Origin of the sequence: Candidatus Bodocaedibacter vickermanii, from assembly GCF_014896945.1 — a bacterium.
In the GTDB taxonomy this organism is placed as follows: domain Bacteria; phylum Pseudomonadota; class Alphaproteobacteria; order UBA6184; family UBA6184; genus Bodonicaedibacter; species Bodonicaedibacter vickermanii.
In genome coordinates this window covers 1,331,589-1,354,574 of record NZ_CP054719.1, presented here as the reverse complement: position 1 = coordinate 1,354,574, position 22,986 = coordinate 1,331,589, and the positions used below count along the sequence as shown (strand labels likewise).

At 40.8% G+C, this 22,986-nt stretch carries 23 protein-coding genes; 11 read left to right on the top strand and 12 right to left on the bottom strand.

Features of this window, described 5'->3' with window-relative positions; all coding sequences use genetic code 11:
• Window positions 1–1,866: 1,866 nt before the first annotated feature.
• From fliR to phbB, 5 genes are all read left to right on the top strand, one after another.
• Window positions 1,867–2,619, top strand: coding sequence for a flagellar biosynthetic protein FliR (fliR, locus tag CPBP_RS06135; RefSeq protein ID WP_350331978.1), 753 nt, complete (start codon window positions 1,867–1,869; stop codon window positions 2,617–2,619).
• A 3-nt stretch (window positions 2,620–2,622) separates the two neighbouring features.
• Entirely contained in the window at window positions 2,623–3,696 is a 1,074-nt protein-coding gene (gene flhB, locus CPBP_RS06130; protein ID WP_350331977.1) for a flagellar biosynthesis protein FlhB, read from the top strand.
• Window positions 3,697–3,814: 118 nt separating this feature from the next.
• Window positions 3,815–4,597, top strand: coding sequence for a 3-hydroxybutyrate dehydrogenase (locus CPBP_RS06125; RefSeq protein WP_350332619.1), 783 nt, complete (start codon window positions 3,815–3,817; stop codon window positions 4,595–4,597).
• A 32-nt stretch (window positions 4,598–4,629) separates the two neighbouring features.
• Window positions 4,630–5,067 (top strand): DUF1622 domain-containing protein, encoded by a 438-nt coding sequence (locus CPBP_RS06120; protein ID WP_350331976.1) that lies wholly within the window; start codon window positions 4,630–4,632, stop codon window positions 5,065–5,067.
• Between the two features lie 77 nt (window positions 5,068–5,144).
• Window positions 5,145–5,867, top strand: coding sequence for an acetoacetyl-CoA reductase (phbB, locus tag CPBP_RS06115; protein ID WP_350331975.1), 723 nt, complete (start codon window positions 5,145–5,147; stop codon window positions 5,865–5,867).
• Between the two features lie 30 nt (window positions 5,868–5,897).
• On the opposite strand, the gene CPBP_RS06110 is transcribed toward phbB, so the two are convergent.
• The 3 genes from CPBP_RS06110 to CPBP_RS06100 form a co-directional block, all read right to left on the bottom strand.
• The gene (locus CPBP_RS06110) at window positions 5,898–6,128 is read right to left on the bottom strand and encodes a hypothetical protein (protein WP_350331974.1); all 231 of its coding nucleotides are present in this window, start codon (window positions 6,126–6,128) and stop codon (window positions 5,898–5,900) included.
• Between the two features lie 167 nt (window positions 6,129–6,295).
• The gene (locus CPBP_RS06105; protein WP_350331973.1) at window positions 6,296–7,564 is read right to left on the bottom strand and encodes an ABC1 kinase family protein; all 1,269 of its coding nucleotides are present in this window, start codon (window positions 7,562–7,564) and stop codon (window positions 6,296–6,298) included.
• An 80-nt stretch (window positions 7,565–7,644) separates the two neighbouring features.
• A complete protein-coding gene (locus tag CPBP_RS06100) occupies window positions 7,645–9,519 on the bottom strand; it encodes a M3 family oligoendopeptidase (protein WP_350331972.1) in 1,875 nt (624 codons plus the stop codon).
• A 101-nt stretch (window positions 9,520–9,620) separates the two neighbouring features.
• Between CPBP_RS06100 and CPBP_RS06095 the strand changes: the two genes are divergently transcribed.
• A complete protein-coding gene (locus tag CPBP_RS06095) occupies window positions 9,621–10,679 on the top strand; it encodes a gluzincin family metallopeptidase (protein WP_350331971.1) in 1,059 nt (352 codons plus the stop codon).
• Window positions 10,680–10,810: 131 nt separating this feature from the next.
• On the opposite strand, the gene CPBP_RS06090 is transcribed toward CPBP_RS06095, so the two are convergent.
• From CPBP_RS06090 to CPBP_RS06050, 9 genes are all read right to left on the bottom strand, one after another.
• Window positions 10,811–11,395 carry a chloramphenicol phosphotransferase CPT family protein gene (locus CPBP_RS06090; RefSeq protein WP_350331970.1) on the bottom strand — a complete coding sequence of 195 codons (585 nt, stop codon included), beginning with the start codon at window positions 11,393–11,395 and terminating at the stop codon, window positions 10,811–10,813.
• A gap of 2 nt (window positions 11,396–11,397) precedes the next feature.
• A complete protein-coding gene (locus tag CPBP_RS06085) occupies window positions 11,398–11,916 on the bottom strand; it encodes a BON domain-containing protein (protein ID WP_350331969.1) in 519 nt (172 codons plus the stop codon).
• Between the two features lie 40 nt (window positions 11,917–11,956).
• Window positions 11,957–12,325 carry a YraN family protein gene (locus CPBP_RS06080; RefSeq protein WP_350331968.1) on the bottom strand — a complete coding sequence of 123 codons (369 nt, stop codon included), beginning with the start codon at window positions 12,323–12,325 and terminating at the stop codon, window positions 11,957–11,959.
• The gene (locus CPBP_RS06075) at window positions 12,326–12,505 is read right to left on the bottom strand and encodes a hypothetical protein (RefSeq protein WP_350331967.1); all 180 of its coding nucleotides are present in this window, start codon (window positions 12,503–12,505) and stop codon (window positions 12,326–12,328) included.
• 16 nt (window positions 12,506–12,521) lie between these two features.
• Window positions 12,522–13,796, bottom strand: a complete 1,275-nt coding sequence (locus tag CPBP_RS06070) for a citrate synthase (RefSeq protein WP_350331966.1) — start codon at window positions 13,794–13,796, stop codon at window positions 12,522–12,524.
• 1,500 nt (window positions 13,797–15,296) lie between these two features.
• Entirely contained in the window at window positions 15,297–15,782 is a 486-nt protein-coding gene (locus CPBP_RS06065; protein ID WP_350331965.1) for a hypothetical protein, read from the bottom strand.
• 236 nt (window positions 15,783–16,018) lie between these two features.
• Entirely contained in the window at window positions 16,019–16,603 is a 585-nt protein-coding gene (locus CPBP_RS06060) for a hypothetical protein (RefSeq protein ID WP_350331964.1), read from the bottom strand.
• A gap of 135 nt (window positions 16,604–16,738) precedes the next feature.
• Window positions 16,739–17,533 (bottom strand): hypothetical protein, encoded by a 795-nt coding sequence (locus CPBP_RS06055; protein ID WP_350331963.1) that lies wholly within the window; start codon window positions 17,531–17,533, stop codon window positions 16,739–16,741.
• A gap of 43 nt (window positions 17,534–17,576) precedes the next feature.
• On the bottom strand, window positions 17,577–18,056 hold the full coding sequence (locus CPBP_RS06050; protein WP_350331962.1) for a GNAT family N-acetyltransferase: 480 nt from the start codon (window positions 18,054–18,056) through the stop codon (window positions 17,577–17,579).
• A 138-nt stretch (window positions 18,057–18,194) separates the two neighbouring features.
• Between CPBP_RS06050 and atpH the strand changes: the two genes are divergently transcribed.
• Genes atpH through CPBP_RS06025 form a run of 5 tightly spaced genes read left to right on the top strand, consistent with a single transcriptional unit; the run spans window position 18,195 to window position 22,955 of the window.
• Entirely contained in the window at window positions 18,195–18,740 is a 546-nt protein-coding gene (gene atpH, locus CPBP_RS06045) for an ATP synthase F1 subunit delta (protein WP_350331961.1), read from the top strand.
• A complete protein-coding gene (atpA, locus tag CPBP_RS06040; protein WP_350331960.1) occupies window positions 18,737–20,284 on the top strand; it encodes a F0F1 ATP synthase subunit alpha in 1,548 nt (515 codons plus the stop codon). The genes atpH and atpA overlap by 4 nt, the downstream gene beginning before the upstream one ends.
• Window positions 20,284–21,171: an ATP synthase F1 subunit gamma gene (gene atpG, locus CPBP_RS06035; RefSeq protein ID WP_350331959.1), complete on the top strand. Its 888-nt coding sequence runs from the start codon at window positions 20,284–20,286 to the stop codon at window positions 21,169–21,171. The genes atpA and atpG overlap by 1 nt, the downstream gene beginning before the upstream one ends.
• Window positions 21,172–21,174: 3 nt before the next feature.
• On the top strand, window positions 21,175–22,590 hold the full coding sequence (gene atpD, locus CPBP_RS06030; protein WP_350331958.1) for a F0F1 ATP synthase subunit beta: 1,416 nt from the start codon (window positions 21,175–21,177) through the stop codon (window positions 22,588–22,590).
• The gene (locus CPBP_RS06025; RefSeq protein WP_350331957.1) at window positions 22,587–22,955 is read left to right on the top strand and encodes a F0F1 ATP synthase subunit delta/epsilon; all 369 of its coding nucleotides are present in this window, start codon (window positions 22,587–22,589) and stop codon (window positions 22,953–22,955) included. The genes atpD and CPBP_RS06025 overlap by 4 nt, the downstream gene beginning before the upstream one ends.
• The last annotated feature ends 31 nt before the right edge of the window (window positions 22,956–22,986 follow it).

Genomic DNA, 22,986 nt, shown 5'->3' with positions numbered 1-22,986 from the left:
AAGTCTGTGGACTATCTAATGATTCTACTCGCTAAAATATATCCATATTATTTGCGTTTAGCTATATATGTAACTTCGACAACTCAAATCTGATCTGCATTGATATCTATTGTGTATAGATATGCACGATCTCATTATGAATGGTTGAGATGAACATAATTTTATTTTTGATGTTTGAACGTTAGATTAAGTTTCGCATCCATATCGGCAGCGTCATGCCGGCAACGTGCCGTTGCACCAGGGATGATCCCTGGCCCCATTAGATTAGATCAGATCAGATCAGATCCGATTCGCACAAACACGGATTATAAAGCTCCAAATCTAACCTAATGGATGCAACGGCACGTTGCTTAGATCCGGTTCGCACAAACACGAATTACACAAAACAACTTTTTTGGACTCAGGCAACCTATGATTACATCCATTAGGTAATGATGTTTGTAAAAATTATAACTCGTGCCAGACCATGCCCGATCTAACTCATCGGGTGCAGCAGCATGCTGCCAGCTGTATCAACTCTCTCATTTATGTCGACCTCTGCCTTTATGCGGCTCAAGCAAATCGCAACGCGATTTGATAGCGGCAACCGCCGCTCTGGCGCGTAAAGCGCCCTTGAGCCGCCAGCGTGACGCTGCACCCTATAGATTAGATTAGATCCGATTTGCACAAACACGAATTATAAGAAAAAGCACTGCCGTTAAATTGGGGTTAATAAAGGTTAACACTTTTTTAATTTTTCTGATTTTTGCGCACCCCCCGCCCTAGACACCACAACTGTTGAAAGTGATTAGAAAAAGAATATTTTTGACAACAAATCAATAGAACAGGGAAAATCATTGATAAACCGATTAATTGTGTCAATCATACAGATATGTATGAATTAAGTAATAGATATGCGACTATTTTACACAATATGAAGTTTTTTATAACATTCATAGCTTGGTGTTTAAGTGGGTGATTTTAATATCGTTAAACACTTCTTCTAATCACTTTCAACAGTTGTGGGCGCGCGACCCCCCAACACGAAAAAGAATAATTTTCTTGACAATCCAAATTCCTTATGTATACTAATAAGTAGAATTGCGAAAAGGCTATCCACTAAACAGGTGGGTAGCCTTTTTTCGTTCTACGTCTTTGAAACTTTCAGCCAAAGGATCCCTAACCAGATCCGCGACGAAGCTTTGGTTGAACCACTCAAGGACGACATGCCGAACCGAATCCCCAGTACAGGTGCTCAACTACCCGATCAGTAGACACAGCCCTGTAAACAACCCCTAGAGCCGACGGGCTCGTAAAACACCGACTTTGTATATTGTACTAAAGTCCGCCTTTCCCCATTCGTGTAAGAAATGGGGTTCTTTCTGCACGTGCGGGTTACTGGGGATTCACTCGGTTTTAAAACTAAATAACGACAGCGTGACGCTGCCAACCTGCGGTTGGATCCGCTAAGTTAGCTCCGATCTGGTCTGACACGGATTCTATATAATTTAACTTTGAAAGCTACACAAATATTGCGCTTTCATAACTTAACAAGGAACTAAAACACTACTCAACCAAAATATCTCAAATTCATTTTTCAACCTCAATGATCCTGCGCCCGAAATGGGTCAAAATCCTCACACCTCAAATCACACAAGATCCAACCTAACGAGTCCAGCGTCACGCTAGTGCAACGTCACGTTGCCATATCTCACATCGCACAAAATCCAACTCAAAGAATCATAATCCTCACCACTCTCCACGACGATAATCCGTGTCCAAACACATCGGATCTAACCCAATGGATGCAACCGCAGGTTGCCTGGTTAACCTTTTCTTAATCTTTTCTTATAATAATTAACTTTGGTGTTAATCAATCTCACGCAAATGGCAGATCAAATCTTATTGAATGAATTTTGGCCTATCATGGTGATTTCTGCTCGAATGATTGGGTTGTTCAGCTGGATGCCAGGGTTTGGCGATCTACATATCCCTTTTCGCATGCGCATGATGATTGCCGTTGGTGTTGCAACCGCATTTGCATTAACACTCAAAGTTCCAAGCTATCCTGTCAATTCGTTTTATATGAGCGCGATGTTAATCTCAGAATATTTAACGGGTACTTTTCTTGGGTTTACGTTAAAACTCTTTTTAAGCGCCCTTGAAACTGCTGGAACGATCATGTCGCAATCCATTGGTTTATCCAATGCGCTTGTTCCAAACCTTGTTGATCATGATCAAACTTCAATTCTTACTAGCTTTTTTACGTTAAGCGGGGTGACCTTTATCTTTGTGTTTGATTTACACCATTTAATTTTATGGGGAGTTTACAACAGTTATGAACTCATCCCTATTGGTACATTAAATATTTTACAAGATAAAGCCTTGCTGATAACCCACACTGTTAATGATGCTTTTGCTTATGCGTTAAAGTTTTCAATGCCATTTTTCATTTTTGGAAATATCATTTATATCGGAATGGGAATTCTCAATAAGCTGATTCCACAAATTCAGGTGTTCTTTTTATCCATGCCGATTCAAATTCTTGTCGGTCTAATTATTTTAATGTTCAGCGTTGGCTTTATTTTAACATCCTTTTTAGAATACGTTAGCCAAGCCTGGACAAAGCTTACGGGGTAATCCATGGCAGAAGGCAATACTCCTGATAAAGACGATAAGACCGAAGACGCCACCGAACATAGGATTCAAAAGTCTCAGGAAAAAGGAGACTTCCCCATCTCTAAAGATCTGACTTTGGCTCTAATGCTGGCGGCGTCTATGGTCAGTTTATTTTTAATCTTCCCACTCCTGGGTGGTCCGCTTGCCATGAAACTTCGCGGAATTATTGAACAAGCTCATATATTTTCCTTTAGCCAAGAATCAACTTCAAAAATCTCGCTCATGTTACTTGCAGATATAATGCCTGAATTCATGGGGATGATGGTTGTGTTTATATTGGCTGCTATTGCAGGTACGTATATTCAAACAAAGCTAACACTCAATAAAGATGCATTAAAACCAAAGCTTGAAAAGATTTCCCCACTCAAAGGGTTTAAGCGTCTATTCTCTGTAAAATCATTGGTTGAACTTTTAAAAGCGTTAATCAAACTTATCGTCGTATCAACATTATTATATGTTTTGTTAAAGGATGAGCTAAAACAAATTCCAGAAATTTCATCGCAACCGATTATGACGAGCTTATACTTATTTTGGAATCTGTGTTTTAAATTATTTGTGACGGCCTTAATCTTTCAAGTCTTTATTGGCGGTGCAGATTATATGTATCAGCGATTCGAATATTTCAAACGATTGAAAATGACCAAGCAAGAAATCAAAGAAGAATATAAAGAGATGGAAGGAGACCCTCATGTTAAAAGCAAACGACGTCAATTGCAACGGCAAGCGTCTAAAAACCGTATGATGGACAACGTTGCAGAAGCAACCGTGATTATCACAAACCCAACACATTATGCTGTGGCGTTAAAATATAGCCCTGGAGAAAGCAAGGCTCCAGTTGTCGTTGCAAAAGGTAAAGATCGTATTGCTCTCCATATCCGAGAACTTGCACTAAAGAATTGGGTGCATATTATTGAGAATCCACCACTGGCCCGGGCGTTATATAAAATCCCATTGAATAAAGAAATCCCACAAGAATTCTATAAAGCCGTGGCAGAAATCATTAAATACGTCTTCAAAAAGAAGAACAGACGGTTGTAGTACCCCCCATTAATCAAAGGTTATTGAGTATGCTTTAAAAAAGTTTTCCTTATGTTGAAATGTTTACTCTTTATTAATAAAATAACCCCATACTGTTAACAAGTGTTAGGAAACTATGATGTTTAGTGGAAAAGTTGTTATCATTACTGGATCCACCAGTGGAATTGGATTAGAGATTGCACGCATGTTTGCAGCTCAACAGGCCAACCTATGTTTGAATGGGTTTGGGGATCCCGCAACGATTCAGCATGAAATTACATCTTTAGAATCTACGTTTTCTTGCAAAGTTATCTATCACCCTGCTGATATGACACAACCCAATCAAATTGCTCAAATGATTAAAACTGTGTTTGATACGTTTGGTCGCATAGATATCCTTGTTAATAATGCAGGCATTCAACATGTGTCGCCCATTGAAGACTTTCCAGTTGATAAATATGAAGCTATTATCAAAATTAATTTGTCATCTGCATTTTATGGAATACGTGAAGTAATGCCATTCATGAAAGCTCAAAAATGGGGACGTATTATTAATATGGCATCTGCGCATGGGCTTGTGGCCTCACCTTTTAAATCAGCCTATGTTGCTGCTAAGCATGGTGTATTGGGGCTAACAAAAGCCGTTGCGTTAGAGGCTGCAGAATTTGGGATTACCTGCAATGCTGTGTGTCCTGGATATGTGTTAACACCGTTGGTTGAAGGTCAAATTGCCAGCACTGCAAAGGCACGCGGCATCAGCGAAGACTCCGTAATACGGGATGTTTTACTCGCCCATCAACCCACAAAACAATTTGTAAAAGTTCAAGAAGTTGCAGAGATGGTACGCTATCTATCATCTGATGCTGCAGCTTCTGTGACGGGCTCCAGTTTTTCCATCGACGGAGGCTGGACAGCCCACTAAACTAAGCTAAATGTAAAAAAGGGAATAATAAAATGACATTTACTGAAAGACTAAACGCACTTTACGACTATCTTGAACCGTTAATATCAATATTAGATTTTGCAAGCGTATCAATTATATTGTGGGGATTCTTAATGGGATTCTTACGCTTCATTTACATTGAATTTTTCCACAGAGACGGCAAATTTATTCAATATCAAGAATTACGTCGCAGCGTTGGAATTTATATCATATTAGGTCTAGAGTTTATGATTGTTGCCGATTTATTAGAAACAATCAAAGGACCGCGCACACATGATACATTTATTTTCTTGGGTTCAATCGTTGTCATCCGTACAGTTATTTCTTATTTCTTAGGTAAAGAAATGAAAGAAGCGGAAGAAGAAGAAAAAGAGTTTTCTCCAGGATTAAAGGGCTTAAGTTTTAGCAAAGCCCCAGTTGAGGAAACAAAGCCTGTTAAAAAAGCGTAACATTTAATCTATATTCTAGCCGCCTATTGTTAGGCGGCTTTTTATCTCAAAATAATAACAATAATAAGAGAGAAACCATGTCAAAAATTGCAGTTGTTACAGGTGGAGTCAGGGGAATTGGACGAGGCATTTCAATTGGATTAAAACAAGCTGGCTATACCGTCATTGCAACGTACCAAAGCAATGATGCGTTTGCAAAAGAGCTACACACCGACTTTGGTATTGATATTTTAAAATTTGATGTATCGGATTTTAATTCATGCGAAATGGCGATTAACACAATCAAAAATCGCTATGGTTCAGTACAAGTTTTGGTGAATAATGCGGGTATAACAAAAGACGCAGCCCTTCACAAAATGTCTACAGATCAATGGCAAGCTGTAATTCGAACAAACTTGGATTCCGTATTCAATATGAGCCGGCTTGTTATCGAGGACATGCGTGCGGCTTCCTTTGGGCGTATTATCAATATCAGCTCAGTGAATGCACAAAAAGGTCAAGCGGGTCAGACTAATTACTGCGCATCAAAAGCTGGTGTTTTGGGATTCACAAAAGCATTAGCCTTAGAAACTTCAGGAAAAGGCATTACAGTAAATGCCATAGCCCCAGGGTATATCGATACCGATATGGTTCGCGCTATTCCAGAGGCTATATTAGACAAAATCATCTCATTGATTCCAATGCAGCGCTTGGGCACAGTGGATGAAATTGCAAAGATGGTTCAATATTTGGCATCTGATGAGGCCGCATACATCACTGGCAGCACCATTAGTTTAAACGGAGGCCAGTATATGAGCTAATAAAGTAGAGAAGATCCCTTCTCTACTTTATTAAGCGTCTAAATCTGAATCTGAATCATCAAATAATTTTTTAGCTACACCTGAAGTATCCGTAACTTTTTTCTTAATAGTCTTAACAGGAGCGCTTGGAGTCTGCACTTGAACACCTTGATTGCGAGGTGTTGAAGGTTCACTACTACCAGCAACTAACTCAGCATCATTTGCAGTTGTGATTGATACGCTAACTGATGTTAAAAGAAGCGCTTGAAGTAATAATTTCATAATAATATCATCCCTAAAATATAATAATAACTGTCAAATAATATTTTGACACCCTGAAGATATACAACAACTTGCCGATTGTCAAATTTATTTCATCTTGTTAAGACTCGGATAAATTCATAATAATTGTCTCAAACAAAGGATTAATATCAGGTAAATTTTATATATTATTTTTTAGATTCAACTAGGCTCTGAAATAGCTGATGCCAATTTAACTCTACACCCAAATGAATCATCGCCGATCCAATGCCAACAGCGGCACGATCCATAAATACAAACTCTTTTGGTGGACGTACTTTTCCTGATTGCTTTAAGGCTTGAATCACCGCCTTCGCCGCATCTTTTCCTTCTTGCGGAGACTCCACTAACGGTCGGATACGATCATCTAACAAGGGGCCATACAGAAACTTAGCCCAAATATTTAAAGCATCTACCAACTCGGAAGTTAGGTTTTCAAACCCCCACATTTCATAGGCTTCATTGGCTTCAGATGCGCTATTCAGTTCAAGCGCCCTATACAGTTTACGCACCCCTGCTAAAAATGATTCTGGGAACTCTCTGACACAGCCAAAATCCAACATAATAATCTGCCCCTCGGGGGTGATGCGGTAATTCCCAAAATGGGGATCTCCATGTAACACACCATGTTGATACAGCGGGTAATACCACGCTTGGAATAAGTTTTCTGCCACGCGGCGTTTTAACGTTATTGACCAGTTTTTCACGACCATCAAATCAGCCCCGTCACACCATTCCATGGTTAGCAATCGATCAGTGGAATAGCTTTCAAATGATTTTGGGACAATCACGGGCAGATTCGTATTTCCAAAAAGTTTTCGAAATCGCTCCATATTTCGAAGCTCTAACCGATAATCTAATTCTTCTTTTAACCGCTCTTTTAGTTCGTGTTGAATGTTAACGGTATCCAAAATGGGAACTGTCCGCTCATATAAACCAAGAAGCAGACGAAGCTGATCTAAGTCTCCCTCAATACTGCTGAGCATATTTGGGTATTGCAGTTTGCAGGCGACAATCTCACCCGACGATAATTGAGCTTTATGCACTTGCCCTAATGACGCGGCAGCAGAAGCCTCTTTTTCAAAGTGCGTAAATTTGGTTGGCCATTCTGCTCCCAATTCAAACGCCATACGCCTGCGAACAAACGGCCACCCCATGGATGGAGCTTGAGATTGCAATTGCATTAACGATTCGGCAACATCGTCAGGCAACATGCCGGGCACCATTGCAAGAATCTGCCCCACTTTCATGATCGGTCCTTTTAATTTTCCTAAGGCTTCAGTCAACACCTGGGGAAAAGCATCGCTGTTTCCAGTAATCTTAGCGCCTAGGGTTTTGATAGCAGCACCACTCAAGGTTGTGGCCACGTGAGCCACCCTCCCAATACGTCGACCTAATGAAGAGGTATCATCGTTCATTTTTGCATTCCATACATAGGTACTACGCTAACGTTCACCCTTCGGCTTGCCTTGCAGCAAGCCGTTAAGTGATAACGAGGTTATTGTGACAACTGTTCGAACTCTTGAATGAAACCTTCGATCATACTCAACCCTTTGTTCCAAAAGGCTGGATCTTTTAAATCAAAGCCAAAAGGTTTTAAGGCTTCATCATAGCGCTTGCTGCCCCCTGCTTTTAGCAATGCCATATATTTATCTTGGAATCCATTGGGATTTTCTTGATAGTATGCGTACAGGGAATTAACCAAGCAATCGCCAAATGCATAGGCATATACATAGAATGGCGCATGGTAAAAATGAGAAATATACGCCCAATAAATATCATAAGTTTCATCCAATTGGATGGCATCGCCTAAACTTTCAGATTGAACAGACATCCAAATTTCTGAAATATCAGCAACGGATAATTCCCCTTTTTGACGTGCAGTATGCAGGCGCTTTTCAAATTCGTAAAAAGCAATTTGACGAACAACGGTATTTAACATGTCCTCAATTTTCCCCGCCAACAAATACTGTTTTTGTTCAGACGTTGCTTGTTTTAACAATGATTGAAACGTTAACATTTCACCAAATACGCTGGCTGTTTCTGCCAACGTGAGGGGTGTGTCAGCCATTAGAGCACCTTGATCTTTAGCTAGCACTTGGTGGATTCCATGCCCAAGTTCATGCGCCAATGTCATCACGCAGCGTTGCTTTCCGTGATAGTTCAGCAAAATGTAGGGATGCGCAGAAGGAACAACGGGATGCGAAAACGCACCAGAATCTTTACCTGGTCGTAACGTTCCATCAATCCAACGGCGTTCAAAAAATTGCGCTGCAATGGCTGACATTTCTGGTGAAAACGCGGAATATGCTCGCAAGACAATATCCTTTGCTTTATCCCACGAAATATCTGTTTCTGGAGCTGTTGGATACGGAGCGTTCCGATCCCAATACGGTAACTTAGTTTTTCCAAAACGTTTTGCTTTTAATGCATAATATCGATGAGATAACTTGCTGTATGAACTTTTCACTGCCGTCGTTAAAGCCGTCACAACTTCTGAATCAATTTGATTGGCTAAATGTCTAGACCCATCAACAGTTGGAAATTTTCGCCATTTATTATCTAAGGATAAGTTTTGAGATAACGTATTCATGATCATTGCAAAGACGCGAGCATTGTCTTTTAACCCTTTAGACAAAGCCATTGCTGCAACGTTTCGAACCTTTTCATCATTATGCCCCAATCGATTTAAAACTTCGGAAATGGGGTACATCTTACCCTCCATATCAAACCGCATATCAGCGCACACTTCATCATACAACCGAATCCATGACCCTTCTGCTGGAATGGATTTTTCTTGCATCAAGCGCTCCATCTCATCCGACAACTGATGATCTTTGAACAGCCTAACATTTGCAATCCAGGGCTTATATCGCACTAACAAAGATTCTTGTGCGTACAGTGTTGCTATTTTTTCATCACTCAACAGATTCAACTCAAGGGTAAAAAATAAAATATCTGTGCTTAAGCGATTCGTATGTTCATACATATTTTGATAAAACACACTGGTGTTAGTGTCGGAACGATCTTGAGCATACAAAAGAAAAGCATATGCACTTATTTTACCCATTTGATCGGACAATGCTTCATAGGCTTGAATCGCCTTTACAAGCTCAACCCCAGTCAATAAAGCAACTTTTTCTTTGTACATACTTACAAAGGTTGCAACATCTTTATCCAACTGTTGTAAATGGCGTTGCACCGCCGGATGGTCATACCCCGGAAATAAATCGCTTAAATTCCAACTTGGTACATTATCATTAAGTGTCATGCTTTTGCTCCCTGTTATTGTATTTAAAGTAGTATTCCAAGATAACAGAAAAACTGCCCATACCAAAATTAACTTATAGCGTTTCCATCTATTTTTTTTCATTTGATTCCCAATAAAAAATTATTATATATGTAAAAGTGACTCTACCAAACAATCATAAAAAAATCCCTGGGTCAAGTTGTTCAAATCAAGAGGAAACTATCATGAAAAAATATATGTACACTATACTATCCCTATGTCTTATTATTAACCCACTGATTGCGAGTGAAGTCTTTATTACTTCACCCGATCGCTTTTACGCCTCTAAAGCCTTGCTATCCGAAACAGTAAGAACAGACTTACCAAGAACCCAAGTCATCGATGGTAAACTTGGAGCTTTACCCAGTAATGTATTAACCGTCGACAGTCGTACACTAACACAGTCAGGAAGACCTTTATCTCCCACAACGCGTCAACAGATAACTCAAGCACAGGGCACTTATGGAACTGTTCGTTTGGTACAAGAATTATGGAAAAATACGCTGGATAGCTTTCCACAATGGTGTCCTGTAACGGGCTGCACCCCCATATGTGTAGCAACTGCCAACTGGAACAAGCAACCACTACTAACAATTAACCCACATGCTGGATGTGTGGAAGGGTGCGCATTGAATGCCTATTATGATCCAAGAACCCACGAATTGGTGTTTCCACAGTTCCTTGATAGCGGGCGAATGAAATACACATGTTCATCCTTTGATGTTGTGGCTCATGAAACTGGGCATGCGTGCTTAGACGCCATGGTTCCGGGATTACTCAGAACCGGTCGACTGGATCATCGAGCCTTACATGAAAGCTTTGGCGATCTAACAGCTTTGTTTGCTTCGTTATCTTTAGTCTCTGAAGACGTGCAGGCCGCTTGGCTGTCTAAGCCTAGCAGCGACACCTGTATTGGAGGTGATTTAACGGGCGCTTGTATCCGAGATCCCCATGATGACGAATCGATTCGCTGCGAAGAACATTCCTTATCAAAACCACTCACTCGCTTTATGTGTAGCTACTTACAGCATCAATGGCAATATAACACTTCTGGAGTGTCTGCAGGCGACGTCTTGCGTCAAGGGCGCAAAGATTTCTTAACTGCGATTTTGTTGAACTCAAAGTCAGATAACATCTTAACCGGAATAACCCACTATTTTCATAACAACAAAACACCTATAGAAGATAGCTACCTGACATTGTTGACATATCAATTTAAATCGTGTCCACTCGCTGCAGCTTAACTTTATAAGCTTATGCGGATCATGCAACTCGCACTTCAATGCGATTTGGTGGCGGCAACTGCCGTCTGGCGCGCGCAAGCGCCCCCTGAGCCGCCTAGCGTGACATGAACTAAAATGACCAAACACGGCCACTAACCTAACGGATGCAACGGTACGTTGCTTAATATTAGGCAAGCATTATCTATAGCCGAAACCTTTGTTGTATCCGCAATTAAATCATAGTTATAGGTAAATGATTTTAATCGATCGAACTGATCATTTGCTAACCCAACAGTTCTGTCCCCTCGCAACCGTTCACGCTCTATCAGAACATTAATATCACACATTACTTGAACTAGAAAAATCCTATGATTACTAAGTTTCTGAAAATATTGATCCATGCTAACTTTATCAAAGATCACCTCATCCACAATAATATCATGACCCAAATCCGCCAAAAGTTGTACGACTTTGTGTACATGCTCCTGAAAGAACACCTCTCCTCTGGGCTCAGTCTTTACTTGAATACACGTTCCCCGTTCATTTTCGCTGTGTATAAAGGAGTAATATCCTTCGGATGCGCGATCCCCAAATTCTAAAAATTTTGATGGCAACATGCCAATGAAGGTATCAATTCCAATGTGCAACCAGGGAGTATCAGAAAGCTCTTGAATAGCTTTAGATATGGACGTTTTTCCTGCAGAGCTGCAGCCATTTAAAAAGATAATGCGACTCATTATTATTGTTTATACGTACTGTAAAAGAATACTTTTTGAATCGTCGGCGTTTTCTTTACTATTGTATAAAACGCTTCTTTTTCTGCCTCTGAAGATGTTCGCGCCAACACATATAGATTCTTTTTAAAAATTACGTATTGAAAATTCCCATAATGTACCGCTGAATTCGTTAAGAACAGTGTGTCCAGCTGAGTTTTTACGAAGGTATTCTTGATATCAAATCCCGTTTTTTCATTCGTTGGCACATGTTCTAAGTGATCAATGACCTCTTGAACACCTTTAATTTTCCACACGGCGTTCACTACATCGATATGTTCCTGTGCACTTTCAACATACCCCACCAATAACACACGCCCCTGTAAAACAATCAGGCGGGCTTCCGAGGGTAAATCCCTTCGAATGTTTTGCAATACTTGTACAACATTAGTGTAAATAACTGTATCTGAGGCTGATTTTTGATAACTGGCCTCAACTGATTTTGCGTCTTGTTTCAAATGCTCGCACGCTGAAAGACATAGCATACAACTTATTCCGAGAAAATATCTCAATTGGAAAATAGATTTAATCATGATTTGCCTCAAATGCATTTTTAATGTGTAACGGTTTAGAGTTTGGTGCACACACAATAACGTCAAACCGTACTGCATCATTTGCATAATCTGGAAACGATTGAATAAAATGCAAATAGGCGTTCATAATCCGTTCCTGTTGCCGCACCTGTATAGCGTGTAAACTAGCGTTTAATGTACTTCTAGTTTTAACCTCTACACATACTATCATAGTTTCATACCGTGCAATAATATCAATTTCACCATAGGGCGTGCGATATCGTTTTGCTAATATATGATACCCATGCAAATTTAAAAAGGCAAGCGCTACAGATTCGCCCTGCATTCCACGATTATATGAATTCCGAAATACATTCTGCATTTAAACAAGCAGTTGGATTACATAAAACGCACCCAACGCAAAGCTCATCAATGCTGCATGCTTAAAAATCATACCCAACATGGGAATACGATTGTCATTGACTGCACGCTCGCGTTTTGGTTCCATTAATCCCGGAAAATTGTATACAGCAGATTCTTGTTTATATGCAATTTTTCTCATTATAATCTCCCTTTATTTACAGTAACTTTCGTCCGACTTCGCCTGTATACAATTGACGTGGTCGACTAATTTTAAGGCTAGCTGTTTCAATCATCTCTTTCCAATGGGCAACCCACCCTACAGTTCTTGCTAAGGCAAACATAACCGTAAACATGTTGGTTGGAATCCCCATTGCATTTAAAATAATTCCTGAATAAAAATCGACGTTGGGATATAATTTTCGTTCGATAAAGTATTCATCCTTCAACGCAAATTGTTCTAACTCTATTGCGAGCTCTAACAACGGGTTTTGAACGTGCAATTGATCCAAAACCTCATAACATGTTTTCTGCATTACTTTGGCGCGTGGATCATAGTTTTTATAGACCCGATGTCCAAAACCCATTAGGCGAAACGAATCATTTTTATCTTTGGCCCGACGTATGTATTCCGGGATATTTTCTTTTGAACCAATTTCTGCCAACATCTTTAGCACGGCCTCATTAGCCCCACCATGCGCTGGTCCCCACAAACTGGCAACACCCGCCGCAATACACGCAATCGGATCCGCGCCCGTTGATCCAGCAAGTCGAACTGTTGACGTTGATGCATTTTGTTCATGATCCGCATGCAAAATAAAAATACGATCTAAGGCGCGTTCCAATATTGGATTTATCTCATACGTTTCCGTTGGCACGCCGAACATCATCTTCAAAAAATTTCCCGCATAGGACAGCGTGTTCGATGGATATATAAAGGGTTGCCCAATAGAATACTTATACGCATACGCTGCAATGGTCGGTATTTTCGCGATTAATCGCTTACAGATTAAATCTCGTTGTTCAGTATCATTTACATCTAAATGATCGTGATATACTGCCGCCAATCCACCAACCACACCCATCATGATCGCCATGGGATGAGCACCCCGATTGAATCCTTCGTAAAACTTAATCGCTTGTTCATGCAACAATGAATGATGTGAAATGTCTGCTTGAAACGCTTGTAACTCTTGATCATTAGGAACATCGCCATATAACAACAAATGCGCAACTTCTAAAAAAGTACAGTTTTCAGCCAATGATTCAATGGAATACCCCCGATGGGATAATACGCCTTGATCTCCATCAATAAATGTGATGCCTGATTCGCAGCTTGCCGTAGACGTAAACCCAGGATCATATGTAAAATATCCCGTCTCATCATACAATGAACGAATATCAATGACATCAGGACCCGAGGCTCCCTTTAATACTGCCAACGCATGTTCTTTACCATTTGGCAATATAAGGCGCGCATTATTCTGTGACATTAGGTGACCTTTGATTAATACGTTTTCACATACTTTAGCAACCAAACGTTAACAATGATTAAACAACAGCAAAAAAAGTAATTTGCATCCACCAGCGTGACGCTGGACTCATTAGGTTTGATTGAGGGAGATTTGAGATTTGGGGGAATGGGATACGGATTTCAAATAACGAAAACCGTAAGGCAGCATGATGCTGCACCAGGGATGATCCCTGAACCCGATATGTGGGATCCGCCAGCGTGACGCTGGACTCGTTAGGTTTGATTGAGGGAGATTTGAGATGTGTAAAAATACAATGTGGGGATGAATGTTGATGGAGTGTGGTTTGAGGTGTGAGAAAATTTTGAGATTTTTGACCTAACTTCGGCGCAGGGCAGCGTGACGCTGCATCCATTGGGTTAGATTGAGTTTGGTTTGAAATATGAGAGAATGATGAAGAATTTGAACCCACCTTCGGCGCAGGAGGGGTAAGGGTGAAAAATGAATTTGAGATATTTTGTTGAAAAGTAGTGTTTTGGTTCCTTGTTTTGTTTGAAAGTGCTGTGTTTGTAGCTTTCAAAGTTAAGTTATATAAAATCCGTGTCCAATCACAACCGATCTAACTATCGGATGCAACGTCACGTTGCCAGCGTCACGCTGGCGTTGTTTAAAACCGAGTGAATCCCCAGTAACCCGCACGTGCAAAAAGAACCCCATTTCTTACACGAATGGGGAAAGGCGGACTTTAGTACAATATACAAAGTCGGTGTTTTACGAGCCCGTCGGCTCTAGGGGTTGTTTACAGGGCTGTGACTACTGATCGGGTAGTTTGAGTTCCTGTACTGGAGATTCGATTCGGCGTTTCGTCTTTGAGTGTTTCAACCAAACCTCGTCAAGGATCTGTTGCCAGATCATTTGGCTGAAATACTTTTGGGACGTAGAACGAAAAAAGGCTACCCGGTTTTTGGGTAGCCTCTTCGCAATTCTAGCTATTAGTATACAAAACGTTTTCGGAAAGTCAAGAAAATTATTCTTTTTCGTGTTGGGGATCGCGCCCCCCTGAAGTGGGGCCCACCCACAAAAAATTACTCAGAGCGTGTCCACCCCCCGCCACCGCGACGCAATACAATCGGTATTTTTCAAAAAATCGTTTTGAAAAATTTACACGTCGTCCAGAGGATACCATCCCCGTTCAGACTAGAACATAGTTCACACAGCGCTGTGCTACTTTATGTCCAAAATCGCCATTGCGTATCAGATGCACCCACATTCAAGTGGGATCTGAGTTTACTAAAAGCCTACCACCTTCAAAGTATCAGATACTTCTTAACAAACTATGAACAGAACGAAGATCTTTGCAACGTGCCGTTGCACCAGGGATGATCCCAGGATCCATTAGGTAATATGGTTGAAAAAATTACAATCCGTATCCTCTTTAGAAAAAATCTAATGACAACTATCGCTCATTAACTCAAACACTTTTAAGCCATAAAGCGATAGTTGATTCAACTGTGGAAACCTTTATTTCGCAGCGATAGCATCTGCTAAAGCGTTGTATCGCGCTCTTTCCGCACTCCCCTCTCTACATTTAGCAGCAATAGCGCGTATTCCGTCTATTGCTAAATTCCTATCCTTTGATGTTGCATCAGAATGACCTGCAGATTGCTCATATAATACTGCGGCTCTGTCATAAAAACCGTCCCCAAGATCGTACATGCCTATTGCTGCATATCGAATGTCTCGGGGTGTTACTTCAGAAAGAGTTGTAGACCGTTCAAATAATATGGCGGCGGATTCAGATTGTCCCCATCCGCGTAACTGCCCTGCTTGTCTTTGTACCTCAGCTGGTGTTACTCTTGGAATAGCATCAGTTACTGCGGCGGACACCCGTAGCTCGTCTGCTGGAAAAATTGCAGGGAGTGTTAATACTGATAACTCGTCTGCTGCAAAAACTGAAGGAAGTGTTAATATTGACGTGATGAATAGTGATTTAAATGCCTGTGTCATTGTTGATTCCTGCTCTGATTACTTAAATGATATAATCCATTTTTTGACAAAGTCAAGAATCTGTCACAAAATTTAACCCACCCTCTTGTAAAGATATTGGACGACTCCCTATATCCAATCAAAGTTTTTTGAAAATAGTAGTGGGGTGTTGCTGTCAAAAACATGACAACTATCGCTCATTAACTCAAGAACTCTTAAGTCATAAAGCGATAGTTGATTCACGTGTGTTGAAACTTTTATTTCGCAGAGATAGCATCTGCTAAAGCGTGGTACCTTGCTCTTTCCGAACTTCCTTCTACATATTGGTTCGCAATAGTGCGTATTTCGTCTATTGCTAATTGCCTATCTTGTGGTTCTGCATCTGGATGATTTGCGATCTGTTCACATACAACCACTGCTCTTGCATAAAAATCAACCCCAAGATGGATTAGGGCAACAACTGCCATTTTCCTATCAAGTTGTGTGGCGCTGGGATGATTTGCAGACTTTTCATACAACGCTGCGGTTCTGTCATGAAAATCAGATCCAAGACCGCGCATGCCAAATGCTGCCTGTCGAATATCAATTGGTGTTGCATCGGAAAGATTAGCGGATTTCTCAAACAATTCTGCAGCTCTGTCTCTCTGCCCAGATTTGAATAATTCATTTCCTTCTTTTCGCAGGCCCTCTGGTGTTGTTCCGGGAAGAGCTGCTACAGGCACTGCAGCTACACCTGCTGAATGTGCACCAGCTGCGGCAACCACATCTAACTCGTTTGCTGCAAAAATTGAAGGCAGCGTTAATACTGATGTAATTAACAGTGATTTAAACGTATGCGCCATTGTTGTCTCCTGTTTTGATTACTTAACGATATAATCCATTTTTTGACAAAGTCAAGTGATCTATCACAAAAAATTAGCCTACCCTCTTGTAAAGACATTTTGCGATATTCTATAGCAACCAATGTATTGAAATGTTTATCTCGCAGCGATAGCATCTGCTAAAGCGTTGTATCGTGCTCTTTCCGCACTCCCCTCTCTACATTTAGCAGCAATAGAACGCAATCCACGTACTGCATTTTGAATATTAACTGGTGTTACATCGGGAAGATTAGCGGATTTCTCAAATAATTCTGCGGCTTTGTCCTTTTGCCCAAGCTGCCAGCTGCCATACGCTGCACTTTGAATATCATCTGGTGTTGCATCGGGATGAGTAGCGGATTTCTCAAATAATTCTGCAGCTCTTGCATAAAAATCAACCCCAAGACTGTACAGCCCATATGCTGCATTTTGAATATCAACTGGTGCTGCATCGGGAAGATTAGCGGATTTCTCAAGTAATTCTGCGACTCTCAAATAGAAACTAGGTCCAAGATCGTACATACCGCTTGCTGCATCAAAAATATATTCTGGTGTTGCATCGGGATGATTGGCAGCCCGTTCAAATAATACGACAGCTTTTTCATCACCCCCCCCAAGAATAGATATGCTCCACCCTGCAGACCGAATATCCTTTAGTGTTGCATCAGGATGATTTGCGAATTCTTCAAGTAATTCTACGGCTTTTTCTTTCTGTCCAGATCTTACTAACTGATCTACTTTTCTTCGCATACCTTCTGGTGTTGCTACGAGGTGCCTCGCAACAGCTACTGCAGCGATCTCTGCTGAATGTGGACCAGCTGCTGCGGCGGTCACATGTAACTCAGCTGCTCCAAAAGCTGATGGAAGCGTTAATACTGTTGTAATTAATAGTGATTTAAATGTGTGCGTCATTATTGATTCCTATTCTGATTATTTAACGATAAACAAACTACATTTAATATTTGGCAATATATCCAATTGGAATAAATCCTAAGGTTCGATAGAGCCCCTCTCCTAGCGGTTGAGCTTGCAATACAACCCAGCGAATATTGCGCTGTCGAATACGCTCTAACGCATTGATCATCAATATTGTACCCAAACCTTTACGCCGCTCAGTTGGGTCGCACTCATCCATTAAGTCTGTTGTGCGCCCATGGCCATTAAAACTATCCGGCAACACCTCCAAAGAACTAACCCAGTTAATTTTTGATGGCAACGTCATGTTGGGAACAAAATCGGTATAGCTTTCCCCTTCATTAACATGAGTCTTAGAAAAAAAGTGTTGATGGCTTTCAACCGCTTTTACATGCCACGGCTCATAAACAATCTGCCACATCACAGAAGTTTCAAATGCGGGAATATCATCACTTTGAATTGTTTCCCCAGATACATTAGTTATTAACAGCAACAATCCCTGACATACTATTCTCAACACTCTAACGTCCTTTTTTATTTAGTATCATAAAAAATTCTTATGATTGCAAGCGGTGATAATCTGACTTTTTCAATCTAAAACTTGAGGTTATCCTTGGCGTTATGGTATAGTCAGCTGTTAATTAAAAGGCGTTTTGCTATGTTTTTGCATAAAGACTTTATGCCATATGTTGTCGCTCTCTATCGTCAAGCTGTTGAGGAAGATGTATTAAAACACATCACTGCAGCTGCAAAAGCTATTGCTAAAGCGCTTTTAGAGTCTCCAGATCTTTTATCGTTTTTAAAAATATCGTTTATTCCATTTGAAGAGAAAATAACGATTCTAGAAACACTTACTCCTTCTAAAACTCCGCCTTTATTTCTAGGGTTTTTAACCTTGTTGGGACAGAACCGAAAACTCAGTTCACTGGAACCTATTCTTAATAAGTTTATAGAATATGCAAATCATAAATCTGGTGTGAAACATATTCGAATCACATCGGCGTTTGCACTGGACACAGCAACAAAGAAAGCGTTGCAAGCGGCATTAGAATCACAAACAAAACAATCTGTAGAATTGTCTATTACCATTGACCCAACGTTAATTGGTGGGATTATTATTCACTATAATCATCACGAACTTGATCTATCACTTAAAAATGCGATATTCTCGCTTAAATCGACGCTAAAGGAACTATACTCATGAGCTTAAACCCAACCGAAATTATTGATGTTTTAAAGCAAAAAATTGCATCACATCATACACCTTTAGAACTCAACGAAACAGGGCAAGTTGTCTCTGTCCGCGATGGAGTTGCTTTGGTATGGGGATTACATAAAGTAACCGCCAATGAAATTGTCGAATTTGAGGGCGGGCTAAAAGGACTTGCTCAAAACTTAGAAGAAGACCACGTTGGTGTTGTAATTTTAGGCGACGATCGAACTATTAAAGAAGGTTGCACAGTTAAACGTTTGCATAGTGTATTAGAGGTTCCCGTTGGCAATAAGCTCCTTGGCAGAGTCGTCAACGCATTAGGCCATCCATTAGATGAAAAGGGGTCTATTGAAGCTTTTGAATATTTACCTGTAGAGCGTGCTGCACCTGGCATTATGGATCGTGAATCTGTATCGACCCCGTTACAAACGGGCATTAAAATGATTGATGCGTTAATCCCTATCGGACGCGGGCAACGTGAATTAATCATTGGTGATCGCCAAATCGGAAAAACAGCGATTATTTTGGATACGATTATCAATCAAGCAAAAATCAATAAAACCTTAAAAGATGACAAAGATAAAGTCTATTCTGTATATGTAGCAATTGGGCAAAAACAATCATATATTGCTCAAATCGTAAAACGGTTAGAGGAAGAAGACGCAATGCAATACACTATTGTTGTCATTGCATCCGCCTCTGACCCCGCACCGCTACAAACCATTGCACCATATTCAGGGTGCACAATGGGCGAATATTTCCGCGACAATGGTATGCATGCACTTGTCATTTATGATGATCTATCAAAGCAAGCCGTTGCATATCGACAGATGTCGTTATTATTACGTCGCCCTCCTGGACGCGAAGCCTACCCAGGCGATATCTTTTATCTGCACTCAAGATTACTGGAACGTGCGGCTCAACTTTCCCCTGAAAAAGGTGGTGGGTCATTGACGGCATTACCGATCATTGAAACCCAAGCGGGTGACTTATCGGCATACATTCCAACCAACGTAATTTCTATTACGGATGGACAAATCTTTTTAGAAAATGAATTGTTTTATAAAGGTGTTCGCCCTGCAATTAACTTAGGACTTTCAGTCAGTCGTGTTGGATCAGCCGCTCAAACAAAAGCTATGAAAAAAGTTGCAGGCAGCATTAAACTTGAACTGGCGCAGTTTCGTGAAATTGAATCATTTTCACAGTTCGCATCCGATTTAGATCCGACGACTCAACGTCAATTGAAAAAAGGATTCTTATTAACTGAAGCCTTAAAACAAGGTCAGTATGTTCCATTAAGCCTTGCACGACAAGTGGTGCTTATTTATGCAGCAACCCGTGGCTATATTGATGAATTAGAAATCGCGCACATTTCATCTTACGAAGAAGAATTGTATACAGCGCTGTTTGACCGCCACAATAAATTAGCGTTAACAATCGAAAGTGGTTTGTTGCCTGAAAAAGAAGAATCAGAATTAAAAGCATTTTTGGAACACTTTACAAAAGACTTTATTGAAAGGCAGTCAGCACAATAATGTCTACGTTAAAAGCTTTAAAAACCCGAATTCAGGCCGTAAATTCCACACGTAAAATTACGTCGGCAATGTATATGGTTGCAGCGGCTAAATTTCGAAAAGCACAAAAAAAATATGATGCGGCAAAAAGCTATGCCGATGCTTTAACCCAGGTTATGAAAGCCCTTCCGCTATCTGTTTTTGATGAATCTGACAATCCATTGATTAAGTCACACACAGTGGGTCAAACATTAATTGTGCTAATTTCAGCAGATCGTGGACTGTGCGGTAGTTTTAACGGACAATTGTTTCGCAAAGCAAAAGAAGTCTGTTCTAAACTGTTTCTTGAAAACAAACCGTTTACACTGTTGCCCATTGGAAAAAAAGCATTTGAGTTTGCTACACTTAACTATGCTCATTGCTTAAAAGAATCCGCCCCGTTACTGCTGTATGACGTCTTATATTCTGATGTTCATACTTTGTTTTCTAAAATTGAAACAGCGTTTATTCAGGATGGAATTGAACACTGCATCACGCTGCATAACGAATATTCGTCTCCTTTACAACAGACACCCCGTGACACTATGCTGCTGCCTTTAAACACTGCATTAAAAGCAGTTAAATCACCTGAAGAAGAACCTACCCACATCCCTGAATTTGTTGCTTCGGAGACTAAGTTTTTAGATGCATTTTTGCAGCAATACTTACACGGGATTTTATGGTCATCTATTACCCAAACACTGGTTGGAGAATTTGCAGCACGCATGACCGCAATGGATAATGCTACAAAAAATTGTGACGATATGATACATGGTTTAAAATTAGAATATAACCAAAGTCGTCAAGCACGCATTACAAACGAATTAATTGAAATTATTTCAGGCGCCGAAGCGCTACAGAAAGGCTAGCACATGAAAAAAAATGGTTATATTACCCAAGTTATCGGCGCAATCGTTGACGTCAGATTTCCTGATGGTCACAGCCCACAGATTCTAAATGCTATTACCATTACTGGTGAGAACGGTGGTGTTAGAACGTTTGAAGTTGCCCAACACCTGGGTGAACGCACTGTTCGCACCATCGCAATGGAACCCACTGACGGATTAAAACGGGGAGACGAAGTTGTCGACACTGGCGCTCCCATCACCGTTCCCGTGGGACGCGAAGTCCTTGGACGCATTCTGAATGTCGTGGGTAACCCCGTTGATAATGGCGCTGATCTATCTCATTTAAAACGTCGCGCTATCCATCAAGATCCCCCAAGTTTTGCGGATCAATCCACCGAAAAAAATATTTTGGTCACTGGTATTAAAGTCATCGATTTATTAGCCCCCTATGCAAAAGGTGGTAAGATCGGTTTGTTTGGTGGTGCGGGCGTTGGTAAAACCGTTTTAATCATGGAATTAATCAACAACATTGCAAAAGCCCATGGTGGTTTTTCTGTATTCGCCGGTGTAGGTGAACGTACCCGTGAAGGTAATGACCTGTACAATGAAATGAAAACATCCGGCGTCATTAAAGAAGACGAATCCAAAGTTGCGCTGGTTTATGGACAAATGAACGAGCCTCCTGGGGCACGTGCTCGCGTTGCGTTGTCCGGACTTAGTATTGCTGAATATTTCAGAGACGAAGAAAAACAAGACGTCTTGCTGTTCATCGATAACATCTTCCGCTTTACGCAAGCAGGTTCAGAAGTTTCCGCATTATTGGGACGCATCCCCTCTGCTGTTGGATATCAGCCAACACTTGCTGCTGAAATGGGTGCCTTGCAAGAACGTATTACAACGACACGCAATGGATCCATCACCAGCGTTCAAGCGATTTATGTTCCAGCCGACGACCTTACAGATCCAAGCCCAGCAACGTCTTTCGCTCACTTGGATGCAACGACTGTATTAAGCCGCAAGATTTCTGAAATGGGTATCTATCCCGCTGTTGATCCATTAGATTCAAGCTCTCGCATGCTATCACCCGAGATTGTCAGCAAAGAACACTATGAAATCGCACGTGAAGTACAGCGTATTTTACAAACATACCGTTCATTACAAGACATCATTGCGATCTTGGGAATGGATGAGTTATCTGATGAAGATAAGCTGATTGTATCACGCGCACGAAAAATTCAACGGTTCTTATCTCAACCGTTTTTTGCTGCCGAAGTCTTTACCGGAATGGCCGGAAAATTTGTTTCTCTTGAAGACACCATTCGCAGTTTTAAAGGGATCATCAATGGCGAATACGATGACCTTCCCGAAGCCGCATTCTATATGGTGGGCAGCATCGAAGAAGTCGTCGCAAAAGCAGCTCAGCTAAAGGAATCTGCATGAGATTTTTCTTAAAAGTTCTGGCTCCAGACCTTGAACTATTTCAAGATCACGTGGACAGTGTTCAAGTACCCGCGACCGATGGTGCATATGAATTGCTGTCCAACCACGCCTCCATCTTTATTGCCTTGCAAGCTGGTGCGTTAATTGTCCGTCAGTCTGATGAAACCGAGCGCTGGTTCATCAACGGCGGAACATGCCACATGCACGACAACCATTGCATCATCACAGTTAAAAGCGTAATTGATATGGATAAAATTGATAAAGAATCAATTATGACTGAATTAAATAAAAACAATGACTCTATCGTTTCAAGTGAAAAACGCCAGTTATTAGAAGCTCAGTTAGCGTATAAAAGCACCCTTTAAACCATCACAATCTAAAGGGTATTAGGCTTTT